This window comes from Secundilactobacillus silagincola (assembly GCF_002583405.1).
GTDB lineage: Bacteria > Bacillota > Bacilli > Lactobacillales > Lactobacillaceae > Secundilactobacillus > Secundilactobacillus silagincola.
This window is the reverse complement of record NZ_BCMJ01000004.1, coordinates 176,640-191,057: the sequence shown is the minus strand read 5'-3', so window position 1 is coordinate 191,057 and position 14,418 is coordinate 176,640. Positions and strand designations below refer to the sequence as shown.

The 14,418-nt window shown below is 43.5% G+C and carries 16 protein-coding genes; 9 read left to right on the top strand and 7 right to left on the bottom strand.

What is annotated here, in order from left to right:
• Positions 1-96 precede the first annotated feature (96 nt).
• From lplA (CES82_RS06535) to CES82_RS06495, 9 genes are all read left to right on the top strand, one after another.
• A complete protein-coding gene (gene lplA, locus CES82_RS06535; RefSeq protein WP_098824665.1) occupies positions 97-1,107 on the top strand; it encodes a lipoate--protein ligase in 1,011 nt (336 codons plus the stop codon).
• 133 nt (positions 1,108-1,240) lie between these two features.
• Positions 1,241-2,251 (top strand): lipoate--protein ligase, encoded by a 1,011-nt coding sequence (lplA, locus tag CES82_RS06530; protein WP_098824663.1) that lies wholly within the window; start codon positions 1,241-1,243, stop codon positions 2,249-2,251.
• Positions 2,252-2,663: 412 nt separating this feature from the next.
• Positions 2,664-3,116 (top strand): hypothetical protein, encoded by a 453-nt coding sequence (locus tag CES82_RS06525; protein ID WP_098824661.1) that lies wholly within the window; start codon positions 2,664-2,666, stop codon positions 3,114-3,116.
• An 11-nt stretch (positions 3,117-3,127) separates the two neighbouring features.
• Positions 3,128-3,622: a hypothetical protein gene (locus CES82_RS06520; RefSeq protein ID WP_098824659.1), complete on the top strand. Its 495-nt coding sequence runs from the start codon at positions 3,128-3,130 to the stop codon at positions 3,620-3,622.
• A 640-nt stretch (positions 3,623-4,262) separates the two neighbouring features.
• The gene (locus CES82_RS06515; protein WP_225364857.1) at positions 4,263-5,000 is read left to right on the top strand and encodes a C40 family peptidase; all 738 of its coding nucleotides are present in this window, start codon (positions 4,263-4,265) and stop codon (positions 4,998-5,000) included.
• A gap of 15 nt (positions 5,001-5,015) precedes the next feature.
• Positions 5,016-6,143 (top strand): GH25 family lysozyme, encoded by a 1,128-nt coding sequence (locus CES82_RS06510; protein ID WP_098824657.1) that lies wholly within the window; start codon positions 5,016-5,018, stop codon positions 6,141-6,143.
• Between the two features lie 15 nt (positions 6,144-6,158).
• On the top strand, positions 6,159-6,803 hold the full coding sequence (locus tag CES82_RS06505) for a hypothetical protein (RefSeq protein ID WP_098824656.1): 645 nt from the start codon (positions 6,159-6,161) through the stop codon (positions 6,801-6,803).
• A gap of 148 nt (positions 6,804-6,951) precedes the next feature.
• Positions 6,952-7,764, top strand: a complete 813-nt coding sequence (locus CES82_RS06500) for a hypothetical protein (protein WP_098824654.1) — start codon at positions 6,952-6,954, stop codon at positions 7,762-7,764.
• Between the two features lie 10 nt (positions 7,765-7,774).
• Entirely contained in the window at positions 7,775-8,146 is a 372-nt protein-coding gene (locus tag CES82_RS06495) for a DUF1304 domain-containing protein (protein ID WP_098824652.1), read from the top strand.
• Here the strand turns inward: CES82_RS06495 and CES82_RS06490 are convergent.
• From CES82_RS06490 to trpD, 7 genes are all read right to left on the bottom strand, one after another.
• Entirely contained in the window at positions 8,135-8,743 is a 609-nt protein-coding gene (locus CES82_RS06490) for an endonuclease III domain-containing protein (protein ID WP_225364856.1), read from the bottom strand. The genes CES82_RS06495 and CES82_RS06490 overlap by 12 nt on opposite strands.
• 178 nt (positions 8,744-8,921) lie before the next feature.
• Complete coding sequence (locus CES82_RS06485) at positions 8,922-9,350, bottom strand: MarR family winged helix-turn-helix transcriptional regulator (RefSeq protein ID WP_180245687.1); 429 nt, start codon at positions 9,348-9,350, stop codon at positions 8,922-8,924.
• Between the two features lie 294 nt (positions 9,351-9,644).
• Complete coding sequence (gene trpA, locus CES82_RS06480) at positions 9,645-10,436, bottom strand: tryptophan synthase subunit alpha (RefSeq protein ID WP_098824646.1); 792 nt, start codon at positions 10,434-10,436, stop codon at positions 9,645-9,647.
• Positions 10,429-11,643, bottom strand: coding sequence for a tryptophan synthase subunit beta (gene trpB, locus CES82_RS06475; RefSeq protein WP_098824644.1), 1,215 nt, complete (start codon positions 11,641-11,643; stop codon positions 10,429-10,431). The genes trpA and trpB overlap by 8 nt, the downstream gene beginning before the upstream one ends.
• Positions 11,644-11,660: 17 nt before the next feature.
• On the bottom strand, positions 11,661-12,239 hold the full coding sequence (locus tag CES82_RS06470) for a phosphoribosylanthranilate isomerase (protein WP_098824642.1): 579 nt from the start codon (positions 12,237-12,239) through the stop codon (positions 11,661-11,663).
• A 4-nt stretch (positions 12,240-12,243) separates the two neighbouring features.
• A complete protein-coding gene (gene trpC / locus CES82_RS06465; RefSeq protein ID WP_098824640.1) occupies positions 12,244-13,023 on the bottom strand; it encodes an indole-3-glycerol phosphate synthase TrpC in 780 nt (259 codons plus the stop codon).
• The gene (gene trpD / locus CES82_RS06460) at positions 13,020-14,042 is read right to left on the bottom strand and encodes an anthranilate phosphoribosyltransferase (RefSeq protein WP_098824825.1); all 1,023 of its coding nucleotides are present in this window, start codon (positions 14,040-14,042) and stop codon (positions 13,020-13,022) included. Before trpD ends, trpC begins: the two co-directional genes overlap by 4 nt.
• Between the last annotated feature and the right edge of the window lie 376 nt (positions 14,043-14,418).

Sequence of the window (14,418 nt, the reverse complement as noted above, 5' to 3'; positions counted from 1 at the left end):
GACCGCTGTAATTAGTATAAAGCTAATTACAGCGGTTTCATTTTGCCTATAATGCGGTAAACTAAGAGTAAAACCATTTGAAGGAGCAGCTGCTGTATGTACTATTACAATATGGAAACAGAAGATATCGGTTATAATCTAGCGACTGAACAATATCTGATGAATAATAAAGACTTTGATGAACCTATTTTACTGTTTTACTACCAAAAGCCCTGCATTATCGTTGGCCGTAATCAGAATACCTTAGAGGAAATTAATCAAGATTACGTGGCAAAACATAATATTCAAGTGACACGACGGCTTTCCGGCGGTGGTGCTGTGTATGACGATCTAGGAAACGTATCGTTTAGCTTCGTGGTGGATCGCGATGACGAACGGTTTGGTGATTTTAAAGCCTTTACTAAGCCCATTGTTGATGCGCTAAAAGAGATGGGTGCCACATCAATCGAAGTATCAGGCCGTAACGATATTTTAGTGAACGGCAAGAAGTTCTCCGGTAACGCGATGTATGTGAAGAATGACAAAATGTTTTCTCACGGGACTTTGATGTATGACGTCGATCAAAGTGTTATCGCTCATGCCTTAAACGTGCCCAAGGATAAGATTGCGTCTAAAGGAATCAAATCAGTGCGTTCGCGGGTGACTAATCTGAAACCGTATTTAAAACCAGAATATCAAAACTTAACGATTGCCGAGTTCCGTGACACGATATTACGGAAAGTCTATGGCGTAGACGATCTCGCTAAAGTTGCTGACAAAGCTTATCATCTAACGGATGAAGATAAAAAGCAGATTCAAAAGCTTTACGATGACTACTACAACAACTGGGACTGGGTTTACGGTACGTCACCAGAATTCACAGTGAAGAGACGGCAGCATTTTGATGCAGGGACGATTGACGCGCGAGTATTAGTGGAAAAGGGTCGCATTAAGCAGGTGACCTTCTTCGGTGATTTCTTTGGTGAGAAGTACGCGGTTGATTTGGCAAAAATGCTCAAGGATGTTCGTTATGACCAACCGTCACTGCGAAAGGCGTTAGCTCACGTCAACGTGGGAGATTATTTTGCTGGTATCACGCTGGACGAGTTTGTGCAATTTCTAGGTTAAAAGCGAGGGTAATGGTTTTTTCGTGCACAATTTAAGTGCCCAAACTGTAACCCCTTACATGATTATGGTAAAATGAAAGTCGGTTACAAAAGTTACAAGATTGGTTATTAATATTTGGAAGGGAAGTTTGGACATGCGGTATGTTTCTATGACAGCCCACGATATTGGGCGTAACTTAGCTACTGAACAATATTTAATGAACAATAAGGATTTCGGTGAACCTTTAGTGCTTTTCTACTATGAAAAGCCATGTATCATTGTTGGCCGTAACCAAAATACTTTGGAAGAAATTAACCAAAAATACGTTGAGGAACACAACATTACGGTTACTCGTCGGCTTTCAGGCGGTGGTGCGGTTTATCAAGATCTTGGTAACCTGTGCTTCAGTTTCGTGCTGGATAGTAACTCTGAACAGTTCGGGGACTTCAAGTCTTTCGTTCAGCCAATCGTTGATGCCTTACATGACATGGGGGCTACTTCAGTAGAAGTTTCTGGCCGTAACGATATTTTAGTCGACGGTAAGAAGTTCTCTGGCAACGCAATGTATACCAAGAATGGTAAGACCTTCTCACATGGTACATTGATGCTGGATGTGGACCAAAACGTGATTGCGGATGCCTTAAACGTGCCAGAAGATAAGATTGCTTCAAAGGGAATCAAATCAGTGCGTTCTCGTGTAACTAACTTGAAGCCATACTTGGCACCTGAATATCAAAACATTACGGTACCAGAATTCCGTGACAAGTTGTTAAAGGAATTGTTCCATGTAGACAGTTTGGATGAAATCAAGGATAAGGAATACGTTGTTACCCCTGATGAACAAAAAGAAATCGATAAGATCTATGAACAGTACTACAACAACTGGGACTGGGTTTACGGCACTTCACCAGAATTTACGGTAAAGAAGCGTCAACACTTTGATTCAGGTACCATTGATGCCCGGATTTTAGTAGAACAAGGTAAGATTTCCCAAATCAAGTTCTTCGGTGATTTCTTCGGACCAAAGGATGCTAACGAATTAGCGGAACAGTTAAAGGGAATCCGGTATGACCGTGAAAACTTGGAAAAGGCGTTTGCTGATGTGGACATTAGTCAGTACTTCATGGGCATTAAGAAGGATGAGTTGGTGGATTTGTTGGCTTAGGTGCGGAACTAGGCGTTTAGAGAGCGGAGTGTAAGGTGACTCTGGTAAAAATCCCGGTTTTGGATTTATACCAGAGTTGACTTACATGCAGCTCTCTGCCTAGTGTAGCCTGATTCAACCAAGGTGCGGAAACAGGCGTTTAGAGACTGGAGCCTAAGTTAATGCCGGTAAAAATCCCGGTTTTGGATTTATACCAGAGTTGACTTACATGCAGCTCTCTGCCTAGTGTAGCCCGATTTGGCTATATAAAAGTCGAGCAGCTTTCTACCAACACATTAACCACAACCCAATAAGCACAAACATCAAAACAAATACAGGTTTACCCCAGCACACATTGCTCGGAGCAAACCTGTATTTTTAATGCGGAACTATGCTACAATTTGAACTATTAATAACGATTAAGGAGAATCACATGCTTAAGCAAAAATTAATCACACTTGGCATCGTTTCGTGGGTGCTTTTTTCCGCGATGAACCTCGTGATGTCATCTAAGCTAGTCGCGTTGGGGCATCCCTTTCAGATGAAAGCTATTATCAGTTCCCTTATTATTTCATTGGTGCTTTACGCATTACCCATGATTTGGGGCGCCTTAGGTCATAATTCTGGCTATTACGTCTTAGCGATGGTGATCATCATCTATTCATTTGGCCTGTTTAATGGTATTGTAACGGTGATGTTTAGCAGCAAAGCAATTCTTAGTATCAAAGCGGCGGTTATCCTGGCAGACTTCTTAGTCATTCTCTTTAATGGCTATTGGATGATATTAGCATTCCGATATCGTCACTGGCTTGATAATAAACGTGATAATGATAAGCTGGAAGAAATTAAAAAGATGCAGCAGGAAAAAGCCAAACAAAATAAGTAATCGAGGTAACTATGGAAAGTTTAGTAAAGGACTTCGTTGAAGAAGTTGAAGCTGAAAATTATGATACACAGAATTTTGGTAGCAGTTTAGCTGAAATCAAAAAGGATGGTGCGGTTAAGTCGCTTGAGCCAATGGTCAATATGATCGTTAAAGCAATTGGCGAAAATAAATTGGCACAGGCCACGCTGACCTTAACGGATGCTGATATTCAAGTACATCTGGAAACTAGCGTGGTCAATCTGCCATTACGTTATCTGAATGCCATGAAGAAGATGCTGGCGGATGATGATACTTTACCAATCAGTGTTTATAGCATTGTTGAATCACCAGATATCAATGCGTCTTCCTTGCGAATTGATAAGGTGGCTTCGGCAGATGATTTTGTCAGTCATCAAGCTGATATGGCAACTGCCATCGCAACGTGGTTAGATAAGCAGTTAGATCAAATCAAAGAGAATCAGGAAAAGAAAGACGAAGATGAGGATACAGAAACGACCGACAAATGATGATGTTGATTTGCTTCTGGTATCAATCCGTGCTATGATACTTTACATGCGATGAGTCGAGAATATCACGTCGCTAGCAATAGCGGTTTGCGCGAGCAACTAGGTGATTTTTTGCACAGCAGGCAATGTAACACCGCCGGATTTGCGGCTGCCTTGGTTCAAAGGAAATGTGGATTTTTGAGAACCCATTTAGTTTCGGCTAAGTGGCTGTATGGGCGTCCCAGTGATGGGGCGTCTTTTTTGTGTGAGTGTGTGACAAAACTTGGTAGATTCCAGAATTTAACGTGAATAAAGCCTATTCCGACGAACTTTTCGGAATAGGCTTTATTTGCGTTAAATGGCAGGAATCTAAGTTTTGACGCATGATTAGGCCATATTGACGCATTGAATAAGGTACAATGCCATTTTTATTATACTTAATTTATAATTATTCAAATATAGTGGTCTTTTTAAGCTTCATTTAAGGTACACAAATTAGCAAAACAGCTGATATAACAAGGCTCAATCTATAATTATAACAAAATGATTGCAAATGCATTTCACGTAACTTATTGTTAATTTTTATGCAAGATTGATGTAACGCTCCCGTTATATTACCAGCGTAACGTGGATAGTGAAATCAAGTGAGGGAGTGTTTTAAATGAGTCGAAAATATCATCTTCGGATTGGACTAATCATGGCATTGAGCTTTATGTGTTGCCTATTTTTTGGTGTTCAAACGCAGGCCAGTGCGGCAGATGCCACGTTAGTTAGTCAAAGCAATATGACACCCAAGACTTACGTCAGAAAATCAACAAAGGGTGGCACTTACAACTTAAGTTTGAATGGCAGTGCAATTACGTTCAGTAAAAAGACCCATTCGTTGTCGAATTATCCCAATACCACTTGGGAAGCCACTAAAAAAATGTATATGAAGAAATCAAACGGTGTTACATATCTTTATTACTACATCACTAATAAGTGCAAAAGCGTTTCTGGCTGGATCTGGCACGGTTATTTAAAAACTGGTGCCACCTCAACAACCGTACTAGGTTATGCCAAACAACAGTTAGGTAAACCTTATAGCTATGGTGCTAATGGGCCCAGTGCGTTTGATTGCTCCGGATTAACGAAGTACGTTTATCAGAAAGCTGCAGATAAGTCGCTGCCACGGACAGCTCAATCGCAATACAACACATATGCCCATGTCAGCAAAGCTAATATAAAGACGGGTGACTTAGCTTTCTTTGGTGGCAGTACCAGCAGTATTTCCCACGTCGGTATCGTTGCAGGCAACGGTAAAATGATCGACGCTCAAAACTACGGGGTCATTACTGAAGCGATTTCCGCACCGTGGTGGCACGTGGTCGGTTATGCGCGCCCAATGACGTTGTCGTAGATTTGAGGTGAATAGATGATGAACTTAAAACAGTTAAAAACAACGTGTCTCAAATGGGTCGTATGTAGCTTAGCGCTATTTAGCGGTGCCATGGCAGTTCAAACAACGGCACATGCAGCAGTGGGGACTTCGATTCCGGATTTATCAGAATGGCAAGGTGCGCTCACGGCTACCGAAGTACAGAATTTAAAGAAAACCGTTCCGTTCGTAATTTTGCGTGTTCAGTATGGGAGTGACTATAAGGACAAAGATTTTGCGAATAATGCTGCACTATGCGAAAAGTATGGCCTGAAGTACGGTGTCTATTCATTTAGCCAGTACAGCAGTACGTCAGACGCTAAAACTGAAGCGTCAGATCTGTATTCCCGTGCACCATCTGCAGCCTTTTACGTTAATGATTATGAGGATCAGACCGTTACTAGCGGAACGACTAATAGTGCGACTGCGGCTTGGTACAGTGAGTTAAGGTCTAAGGTGCCACACAAGCGTATCTTATTTTATTCCTATCAAAGCTTCGCCAACGAGTACGCTGCCACGTCCATGAAGAACTATGACGGCTACTGGTTAGCAGCCTATCAGTCAGCTGAGCCAAGTATGAGCCACGTTCTATGGCAGTACACGGATGCTTGGCATTCTTCTGCGCTGAATCAAAATGTGGATGCCAGCAAGAAGCACGTTAAGAACACCAGTTGGTTCCTATCATCGCGAGCTATCAGTTACAACAAGGTAGTGACCGTTTCCAAGGCTAATTACACCATTTGGGGTAACTTAGTTTTCTCAAGTAAAAAAGGAACGACTAAAGTGGGGACCGACTACATGGCCAAGTACTACTATAATCATTACAATGGTTCAACCTATTATTCGCTCTATGACAAACACGGCAAATGGGTCGGCTATGTTAATAAGAACGCTATGACGGTCATGAAACCAACTGCTTATAATCAGACAGTGACGTTGAAGAAGAATGGTTATAGTCTGTGGAATAGTCTCCTATTCGCGACTGCTAAGTACAACAGCACGAATTTGAATGGTCGTTCATACACGGCTAAATATACTTATACTGCCGGTAACGGGAAAGTTTACTACTCACTTTACGATGGCAACACCTGGATGGGTTACGTAAACGCTAATGCGACGAAGTAGGAAGGAGTGATCGAGATGAAAAAACGCGTTTTAATTCCAGCTGGCATCTTGGTAACGGGATTGTTATCAGCAGTTATCTTTGCGAGTCCGCTGGTTCATGGTAATGACCAGCCAACCACTGCGGATTTATCAGTGCCTAAAACGGTTCAGACTAGTGCGCAAACGGCTACGGCTGCTAAAGTGACGGGAACAACGGCCAACGCAAAAGTGACTTATCAGCAATCGGGTCAATCTGAGCCAACTGCTACTTATCAGCAAACCACTGAGTCTACAGCGGCTAAGGCAGCGGATGCAGTCTCTGACCAAGATCATAATGGTGAAACAGTGAAATTAAGCGATGGCACCAAAGCAACGGAACAAGGTGTTATGGGTCACATTTACGTGAGTTGGCAAAAGGAGAACTGGTCAGTGACAACGGTGACTGATACAACTCAAACCTTGCGGACTGATCCGGAAAAATTAGCGGCTCAGGTTAATCAGCAGCTAAAGACAAATCAAATCACCAATCAGGACGTCGATAAGGGGGCAGTCACGGTCTATTCTAGCGCTCAGGATACGACTGCCAACCAAATCAAATGGCAGAACAATAAGCAGATTGAAAATGTGAAGGGTCAACAAGCAGCAACAGTCTATCAGATTGCTAAAAAGGCGATTCAATAAATAATTAGATAGCATAGAAGATTTAAGCCCGCTTATCAGTTGTTCTAACTGGTAAGCGGGCTTTTTAGTGGAACCCCCTTGCGACCAACGTTTACCTCTGCTACATTTGAATTAAACGTATGATGTATCCGAATGGGGGAGTGTCAAGATGAAAAAGTTAGTAATGGCATTGACAGCGGGACTAGTACTTGGCGGTATAGGGGAAGTTACGCTACCGACAGTGGGGAAGGCAGCAACTGCTTGGAAAATAGTAAAGACAAAGAATTATAGCGATGTTGCCTACTATTCAAAGGCGACCAGTAATAAATATATGTGGAATTCCACTCACACTAAAAAGATTCATAATCTGAAGAATTACCCGCGAACAACGTGGTATGTCTACAAACAAATTAAACTTCAGCTTGGGAAAAAGACCGGCTACTATTACCAAGTAACGAATAATAACGGCAAAGTTAAAGGATTAGTTTACCACACGTATCTAACTAAGGGCGATAATCCGAGAGACGCCTTTGCTCACAGTGCAGTTGTGAAATCATACGGCAGTGGTTTAGCAGGTATTAAATCGGTGCGTGAAGCGGCTAAATTACAGGCAGATATACTCGCACTATTTCCGGGGACCATTCTCAATTCAAGTTATTCAAACGATGCTCGAAACGATTTGAATGCCGGTGTGAGCAAGTCAGTGACGTATTCGAAGCTCAATAAAAACGCGTCGGCCATTGGTATTTTTACGCCCTATAACTGGATCAGTACTTCAAGCAAAACGGACTATTCGAAACTAGTCAGTGCTGCTTTGGATGCACAGGGCTATACGGCGTCAAAACGGGCCAAGTATAAGGGCTATCAGATTGGCATTTACGCCACACCTCATGGGTATACGTCTGATTACCATAATTGGCCTAGCGGTTACGGTTCATTTGGTATTTACCTGGTACCCACTGGCGATTCTAAATTATTTTAGGGGGAATGATATGTCAGTCATTAGTACGGTGTTAGTGGTAATTGTTGCAGTAGAGGCACTATTGATATTATGTTTGGAAATGTTTGGCTCGCAAACTGCTGCTGCAAAAAGGGCCTTTGGTTTTTCGATGCAGTATCAACAGCAGCCAGAAACTAAGGCCACAATGGCTAATTTTGGTTTGTATAACGGGTTTGTGGGCATCGGCTTACTATTCATGCGCTTCGGGATGCCTGCCAATGCGGTAATGCCGGGTTGCTTACTGTTCACGGCTTTTGTATTTATTGCCGGCATCTTCGGTGGTTTAACGGTAAATCGTCAGATTGCTTGGACTCAAGGGATTCCTGGTCTTTTAGCACTATTGAGCTTGTTACTATTTAGATAACTCTCGGGCTAGAAAACTGTCTTCAAAGGTGTCGTCACGCTGTAGATACTGTTTGCCAAATTCATCCAACTGGCCGTGAAAATCCTGTGCCATTTCGTAGGTGAAATTATCGGGTAGGGTGACTTGCTGTTTCAGGTGCTGGTAAGTATCAGTGCGCCGATAACCTAGGTGTTTAAAGAGGCGGCGGGTGTAGGAGTCAGCAATAAAGGTTGGTAAATCAAAGATGTATACAAGGTAAACATCCGCAGTCTCCTGACCAACGCCAGGTAGCGCCAGTAGCTGTTTGCGAAGCTCAGTCTGAGTGGTACTTGCAGCCACGGCGGCGTAGTCCCAGTTTAGGTCGTCGAACCACTGAAAGACATTGTGGATGGCCTTAGCTTTATTACGGTAAAAACCGCTTGCCCGAATCAGGTCAATTAATTCAGTTTGTGATAACGATAACACCGCTTCGGGGTCCAACTCGGTGCGGTGTTTTAGGTTGTTTAAGCCCACATCGGCATTTTGCCAAGCGGTATTTTGAACCAAAATAGCGCCGACAATAATGTCTCGTTTATCATCTGCGGGCCACCAGCCAGAAGGCCCCATGTGGTCAAGCAAGGTTTGGTAGAGCCAATTGATATCTATTGAAATGGTGAAGGCCTTCTTTCTGTAAGATGCTGTTAGTCTTATTTTACATGATTTAAAACGAGGAGCGCAAAAAAGCCTCTTTATCCAGTATTTTCAAGGATAAAGAGACGTTCACGGGTTTATTTATTATTACCCCGGATATACAAAATTAGTTCTGTTCGCCATCGATTTGTTTTTGAATCGTATACAGTAATTGGGTTAACTTTGTGGCTTCAGCATCAGACAAAGAATCTTCTAAAAGAATGTTCATTTGTGAAAAAGACTTTTGAATGTCATCGACTAGATCTGCACCTGCTTGGGTTAAAGAAAGCAGCTTGGTTCGTTCATTTTCCACCGGAATCGTGCGGACAATGAGATTACGACGAACTAACCCCTTTAATAAGTTGGTGACACTGGCTTCTTGCCGGTTAAGGTAATGTGCGATATCACGCTGCATACTATTAGGGTGACTGGCAATAAAATTGATTGCCCGGGCCTGATCCGAATTCAGGTCTAAGGTGCGTAGTTGCTGGTTCAAATACTGGGTCTCGAAACTTGCGATACGATGAATTAAGCTAGCAGTTGTTTTAGTGTTCATGATGACCCCCTCCTCCAAAATATAACTCAGAAATGTAATTCGATTGTAGGATACCAGCATATGCTTGCAATCACAACCATAAAGACTTGATTTTGACAAATAAATTTAAATCAGTTGGGTTTACAATGGTTGGAAATGCTGATGTGAAGCTGATATCAAGTGATTATTAAAAGTAAAATTATAAACTTATTATTATCGGCTGAGCAGTTCGTTTTAACTGTCGCTTCTGCAAAAACAGGAACCACAAGTCCAAGGGTTTGGAAGAGTGATTCCTGTTTTTGTAAACAGTTATGCCTATCTCACCGGATTGGCATTAACAGCTGCTTTCATTTGTTTGGTATAATCGGTCAATTTTGCGGGTGCTTGGCGACCGTATTCGGCCACGATGTTGACACAGGCACTACCAACAATGGCACCATCAGCGATTTGCGCCATTTCGGTGGCTTGTTCTGGGGTGTGAATCCCAAAACCAATGGCGGTTGGGACGTCGGTGACTTTACGGATCCGGTTAACTAAGTCAGCCAAGCCATTCGCAAACTCACTTCGTTCACCAGTGACACCGAGTGATGAAACCACGTAGATAAAGCCGGTAGCAGCAGCGGCAATTTTTTCGATACGATCAGCAGAAATTGGGGTTACTAACGGAATTAAATCAACGTTGTGCTTTTCTGCAATGGGTGCTAATTCGCCACGTTCTTCCAGAGGCATATCTGGAATGACTAACCCGTAAATTCCTAGTTCCTCACAACGAGCGGTAAAGGCTTCGTATCCATATTGGAAGACGATGTTTAAATAAGTCAGGAACGCTAGCGGCACATCAGTCTGCTTGCGGATTTCCTTAACCATATCGAAAATCGTATCCATTGGTAAATCAGGGTCGGCTTTTAAGGCGCGTAGATCCGCTGCTTGAATGACGGGGCCATCAGCGATTGGGTCGGAGAAGGGAATACCTAGTTCGACAATATCCGCACCACCCTTTGCTAGTGCGACCACGTTGTTGACAGTACCTTCAAAATCGGGATCGTTGGCTGCAACGAACGGGATGAAGGCTTTTTGGTTTTTAAAGGCATCAGTTAATTTACTCATCAATATCCACTCCTCTGTATTTAGCAATTGAAGCAACATCTTTGTCGCCCCGACCGGAGAGGGTGCAGACAATGATTTGATCTTTACGCATCTTTGGTGCAATTTTTTCAACGTAGGCAACCGCGTGGCAACTTTCGATAGCAGCTACGATACCTTCCGTTTTGGCAATGTATTCAAAGGCCTGAACGGCTTCGTCATCGGTAATACCGACGTATTGGGCACGGCCGGTTTTAGCGAGGTAAGCATGTTCTGGACCGACACCTGGGTAGTCAAGACCAGCTGAAATTGAGTACACTGGGTTGATTTGACCGGTCTTGTTTTGCAGGAACATGGACTTCATACCATGGAAAATACCATCAGAACCCCGTTCAACTGTGGCTGCAGTTAATTCAGTTTCAACGCCCTTACCAGCTGCTTCAGCACCGACCAATTGAACACTTGGATCATCAATATAGTTGGCAAATGAACCAATGGCGTTTGAACCGCCACCGACACAGGCAACCACCATATCAGGTAATTTGCCAGTCTTTTCCTTGAGTTGCTTCTTTGATTCTTGGCTGATCACTGATTGAAAGTCCCGAACCATTAATGGGTAAGGGTGTGGACCAGTTGCTGAACCCATGAGATAGAAGGTGTCATCCACCCGTTTAGTCCAGTCTTGCAGTGCCGCGTTGATAGCGTCTTTCAAGACCATTGAACCGCTGGTAACGGGGTGCACCTTGGCACCTAACAATTCCATCCGGTAGACGTTTAGCCGTTGACGGTCAGTATCTTTCTTCCCCATGAAGATTTCGCATTCCATCCCAAAGTAGGCAGCGATAGTCGCGGTTGCCACACCATGTTGACCAGCACCAGTTTCAGCAATCAAACGGGTTTTGCCCATGTGTTTTGCCAGTAAGGCTTGGCCAATCACGTTGTTAATTTTATGTGCACCAGTATGGTTAAGGTCTTCACGTTTTAAGTAAATTTGAGCACCACCAAGGTCTTTAGTCATGCGTTCCGCATAGTACAGTAATGAAGGACGGTTCGCATAATCCACTAATAAATCGTGAAGTTCGGTTTTGAATTCTGGATCATTTTTGTAATGTTCGTAAGCTTTGGTCATGCGATCCAGTTCGTTCATTAAAGTTTCGGGGATATATTGACCACCGTATTCGCCGTAGCGTCCGGAGGTATTCTTGTTAAGTTCCAAATTAAGTTCAGTCATTGATAGGTTTCCTTTCATTAATTAGCATGAGTAGTTGCAACGATTGCGCGAATCTTATCGGGATCTTTTTGGCCGTTGGTTTCAACACCGCTAGAGACGTCGATCACGTCTGGGTGAACCGTGTTGATGGCGGTAGTGACATTTTCTGGTGTTAGTCCACCAGCGAGAATAAACGGATGGGGCGCTTTTGGTACTCGCGTCCAGTCTAGGGCAATTCCTGAACCATTGCCACTATCCAACATGACGTAATCAGCTGCAGTAGGTGTGATTTTCGCATCTGGTTTAAAGACTTGGAAGACGGTTGCGCCAGCATTTTTTAATGCTTTCACTGTGTCTTCTGATTCATTCCCGTGAAGCTGGACGATTTGAATCGCACCGCTTTGATAGATCTTCAGCATATTTTCTAGTGGTTCGTTAACGAATACGCCAGCCGTTGGAATTGATGGGTCAAGCAGTTGCCGGAATTTTAAGGCAGTTGCCAGTGAAATTTGACGACGACTTTTCGCAAATACAAAACCAGCGAAATCTGGGTGCACTTCATTAACCACCTGCGTATCTTGTTCTCGCATTAAGCCACAGATTTTGATTTGCGTCATGTCATCACACTCCTAATAATTGCGTAATTTTTTCAGCTTTATCCGGTGCGGTCATTAAGGCTTCACCAATCAAGATACCGTTCATGTGGTTTTCTTCCATCACCTTTACGTCGTCTCTAGTATGGATGCCACTTTCAGCAACGAAGGCAATATTATTAGGCACCAGTTTGCGTAACTTGATGCTGTTGTTTAGCGAAACATCGAAGGTTCTTAAATCGCGGTTGTTGACGCCAATCAACTTGGCACCCACGTCTACAGCTCGTTTTAATTCCTGTTCGTCATGGGCTTCAACTAAGGCCGCTAATCCCAGTTCGTGTGCTAGTTTAAAGTAGTCTTTCAGCTGCTGATCACTGAGGATTGCTACTATTAATAGCACGATGCTGGCACCAGCTGCTTTAGCTTGGTAAAGCATATAAGAATCAACTACGAAATCTTTTCGCAGAACCGGAACGCTGACGTTAGCAGCAATTTCTTGTAGGTAGCGAATGTCACCTTTGAAATAATCGGGTTCAGTCAAAACAGAAATGGCACTGACACCGTGCTGATCATAATCCTTAGCAATTTCCAGGTAGGGGAACTGGTCAGCAATTAATCCCTTTGAAGGTGAGGCTTTTTTTACTTCACCGATCAAATGAATGCCAGGAGCATTGAAACGGTCGTAAACCGCTTGTGAATCCTTAGTCGGCGCTGCGGCGGCTTTAGCCTTCATGTCGTCAACTGAAACAACTTCTTTTTCGCGTTGGAGGCGGCGTTTCGTAGCTGCCACAAGGTCGTCTAGAATCATGCTACTTGTGCTCCTTTCGTTAAGTCGATGAATTCGTCAAGTTTCTTTTGAGCTGCACCGCTATCAATCACTTCAGCTGCTTTCTTAACGGCGCCTTCCATGGTTAATTCTGGATGTGCGGTGTAAAGGGCTAAACCAGCGTTCAAAAGAACGATATCGCGTTGTGGACCCTTCTTGCCAGCTAAAATATTACGGGTGATTTGGGCGTTATCAGCAGGTGTACCACCAACAATGTCTTCCTTCTTAGCACGTTTTAAACCGAACTGTTCTGGTGTGATGGTGTAAGATTTGAAGTTATCACCGCGAACTTCAACCACGTGGGTTGGGGCGGAAATGGAAGCTTCATCCAAACCATCTGTCCCATAAATGACTAAGGCATTTTGAACACCCAATTCGTGGAGCACGTGTGCCATTGGTTCTACCAGCGAATCATCGTAAACACCGAATAACTGCATGCCGGCGTGAGCTGGATTAGCCAGTGGTCCAAGGACGTTGAACAAGGTCCGAATACCTAACGTCTTACGAACAGGGGCGACAAAGCGCATTGCCTTGTGGTACTCCTGAGCGAACAAGAAGCAGATGCCGATTTGATTTAAAATATCTTCGCTAGCTTCTGGTGTGACGTTGATGTTAACGCCTAAGGCTTCAAGGACATCAGCAGCGCCGCTCTTAGAGGTAGCGGCCCGGTTACCATGCTTAGCAACTGGTGTACCAGCGGCTGCGGCAACTAATGACGAAGTGGTTGAAATGTTGAATGAGTTGGCGTGGTCACCACCAGTACCGACGATTTCAAGGACCGGTTCGCCGGCTTTGAAGGTTAAGGCGTGGTCTCTCATTGAGTTAGCGGCCCCGGCGATTTCTTGTACTGTCTCGTGTTTGACTGTCAAAGCAGTGAGTAAACTTGAAATTTGAATGTCGTTTGCTTTGCCATCCATGATTTCGTTCATCACGTCGTTCATTTCGTCAAAGGTTAAATCGTTACGGCTAGTTACTTTAGTAATTGCGTTTTCAATAGTCATTGTCATGGTAAATTCCTCCAGTTTATTGTCAGTTCGTGTTCATCAATTGAGTTGATTCAGCTGTAAGGCTTTGCCATCGTTTCTGATTTAAATTTGTCATGATTAAGATCTCCTTCGCGGTTATATTGCTGAAACGCGTTCGGAGAAACTGAAACCTGCATGTAAGAGACTTAGAACATAAATCCAAGACCGGGATTTTTGTCCCAAGTCTCTTACACTCCGGTTTCAAAGCGTTTCTCCTCACGCTCTGCAACAAAAAATCCGCCCATAACGTGAACGCTATTACTAGCGTTTACATTAAGGACGGATATTATTTCCGCGGTGCCACCTTAATTTGATGCAGGGACTTTACCCTCACATCACCCTTAGCGAAATG

Bases quoted from the DNA above. Each gene is read 5' to 3' on its own strand.
- CES82_RS06505 (WP_098824656.1), top strand. From the start codon at position 6,159: ATGAAAAAACGCGTTTTAATTCCAGCTGGCATCTTGGTAACGGGATTG.
- CES82_RS06495 (WP_098824652.1), top strand. From the start codon at position 7,775: ATGTCAGTCATTAGTACGGTGTTAGTGGTAATTGTTGCAGTAGAGGCA.
- CES82_RS06485 (WP_180245687.1), bottom strand. From the start codon at position 9,350: ATGAACACTAAAACAACTGCTAGCTTAATTCATCGTATCGCAAGTTTC.
- trpC (WP_098824640.1), bottom strand. From the start codon at position 13,023: ATGATTCTAGACGACCTTGTGGCAGCTACGAAACGCCGCCTCCAACGC.
- CES82_RS06500 (WP_098824654.1), top strand. From the start codon at position 6,952: ATGAAAAAGTTAGTAATGGCATTGACAGCGGGACTAGTACTTGGCGGT.
- lplA (WP_098824665.1), top strand. From the start codon at position 97: ATGTACTATTACAATATGGAAACAGAAGATATCGGTTATAATCTAGCG.
- CES82_RS06510 (WP_098824657.1), top strand. From the start codon at position 5,016: ATGATGAACTTAAAACAGTTAAAAACAACGTGTCTCAAATGGGTCGTA.
- trpD (WP_098824825.1), bottom strand. From the start codon at position 14,042: ATGACTATTGAAAACGCAATTACTAAAGTAACTAGCCGTAACGATTTA.
- CES82_RS06520 (WP_098824659.1), top strand. From the start codon at position 3,128: ATGGAAAGTTTAGTAAAGGACTTCGTTGAAGAAGTTGAAGCTGAAAAT.
- CES82_RS06515 (WP_225364857.1), top strand. From the start codon at position 4,263: ATGAGTCGAAAATATCATCTTCGGATTGGACTAATCATGGCATTGAGC.
- trpB (WP_098824644.1), bottom strand. From the start codon at position 11,643: ATGACTGAACTTAATTTGGAACTTAACAAGAATACCTCCGGACGCTAC.
- trpA (WP_098824646.1), bottom strand. From the start codon at position 10,436: ATGAGTAAATTAACTGATGCCTTTAAAAACCAAAAAGCCTTCATCCCG.
- lplA (WP_098824663.1), top strand. From the start codon at position 1,241: ATGCGGTATGTTTCTATGACAGCCCACGATATTGGGCGTAACTTAGCT.
- CES82_RS06525 (WP_098824661.1), top strand. From the start codon at position 2,664: ATGCTTAAGCAAAAATTAATCACACTTGGCATCGTTTCGTGGGTGCTT.
- CES82_RS06470 (WP_098824642.1), bottom strand. From the start codon at position 12,239: ATGACGCAAATCAAAATCTGTGGCTTAATGCGAGAACAAGATACGCAG.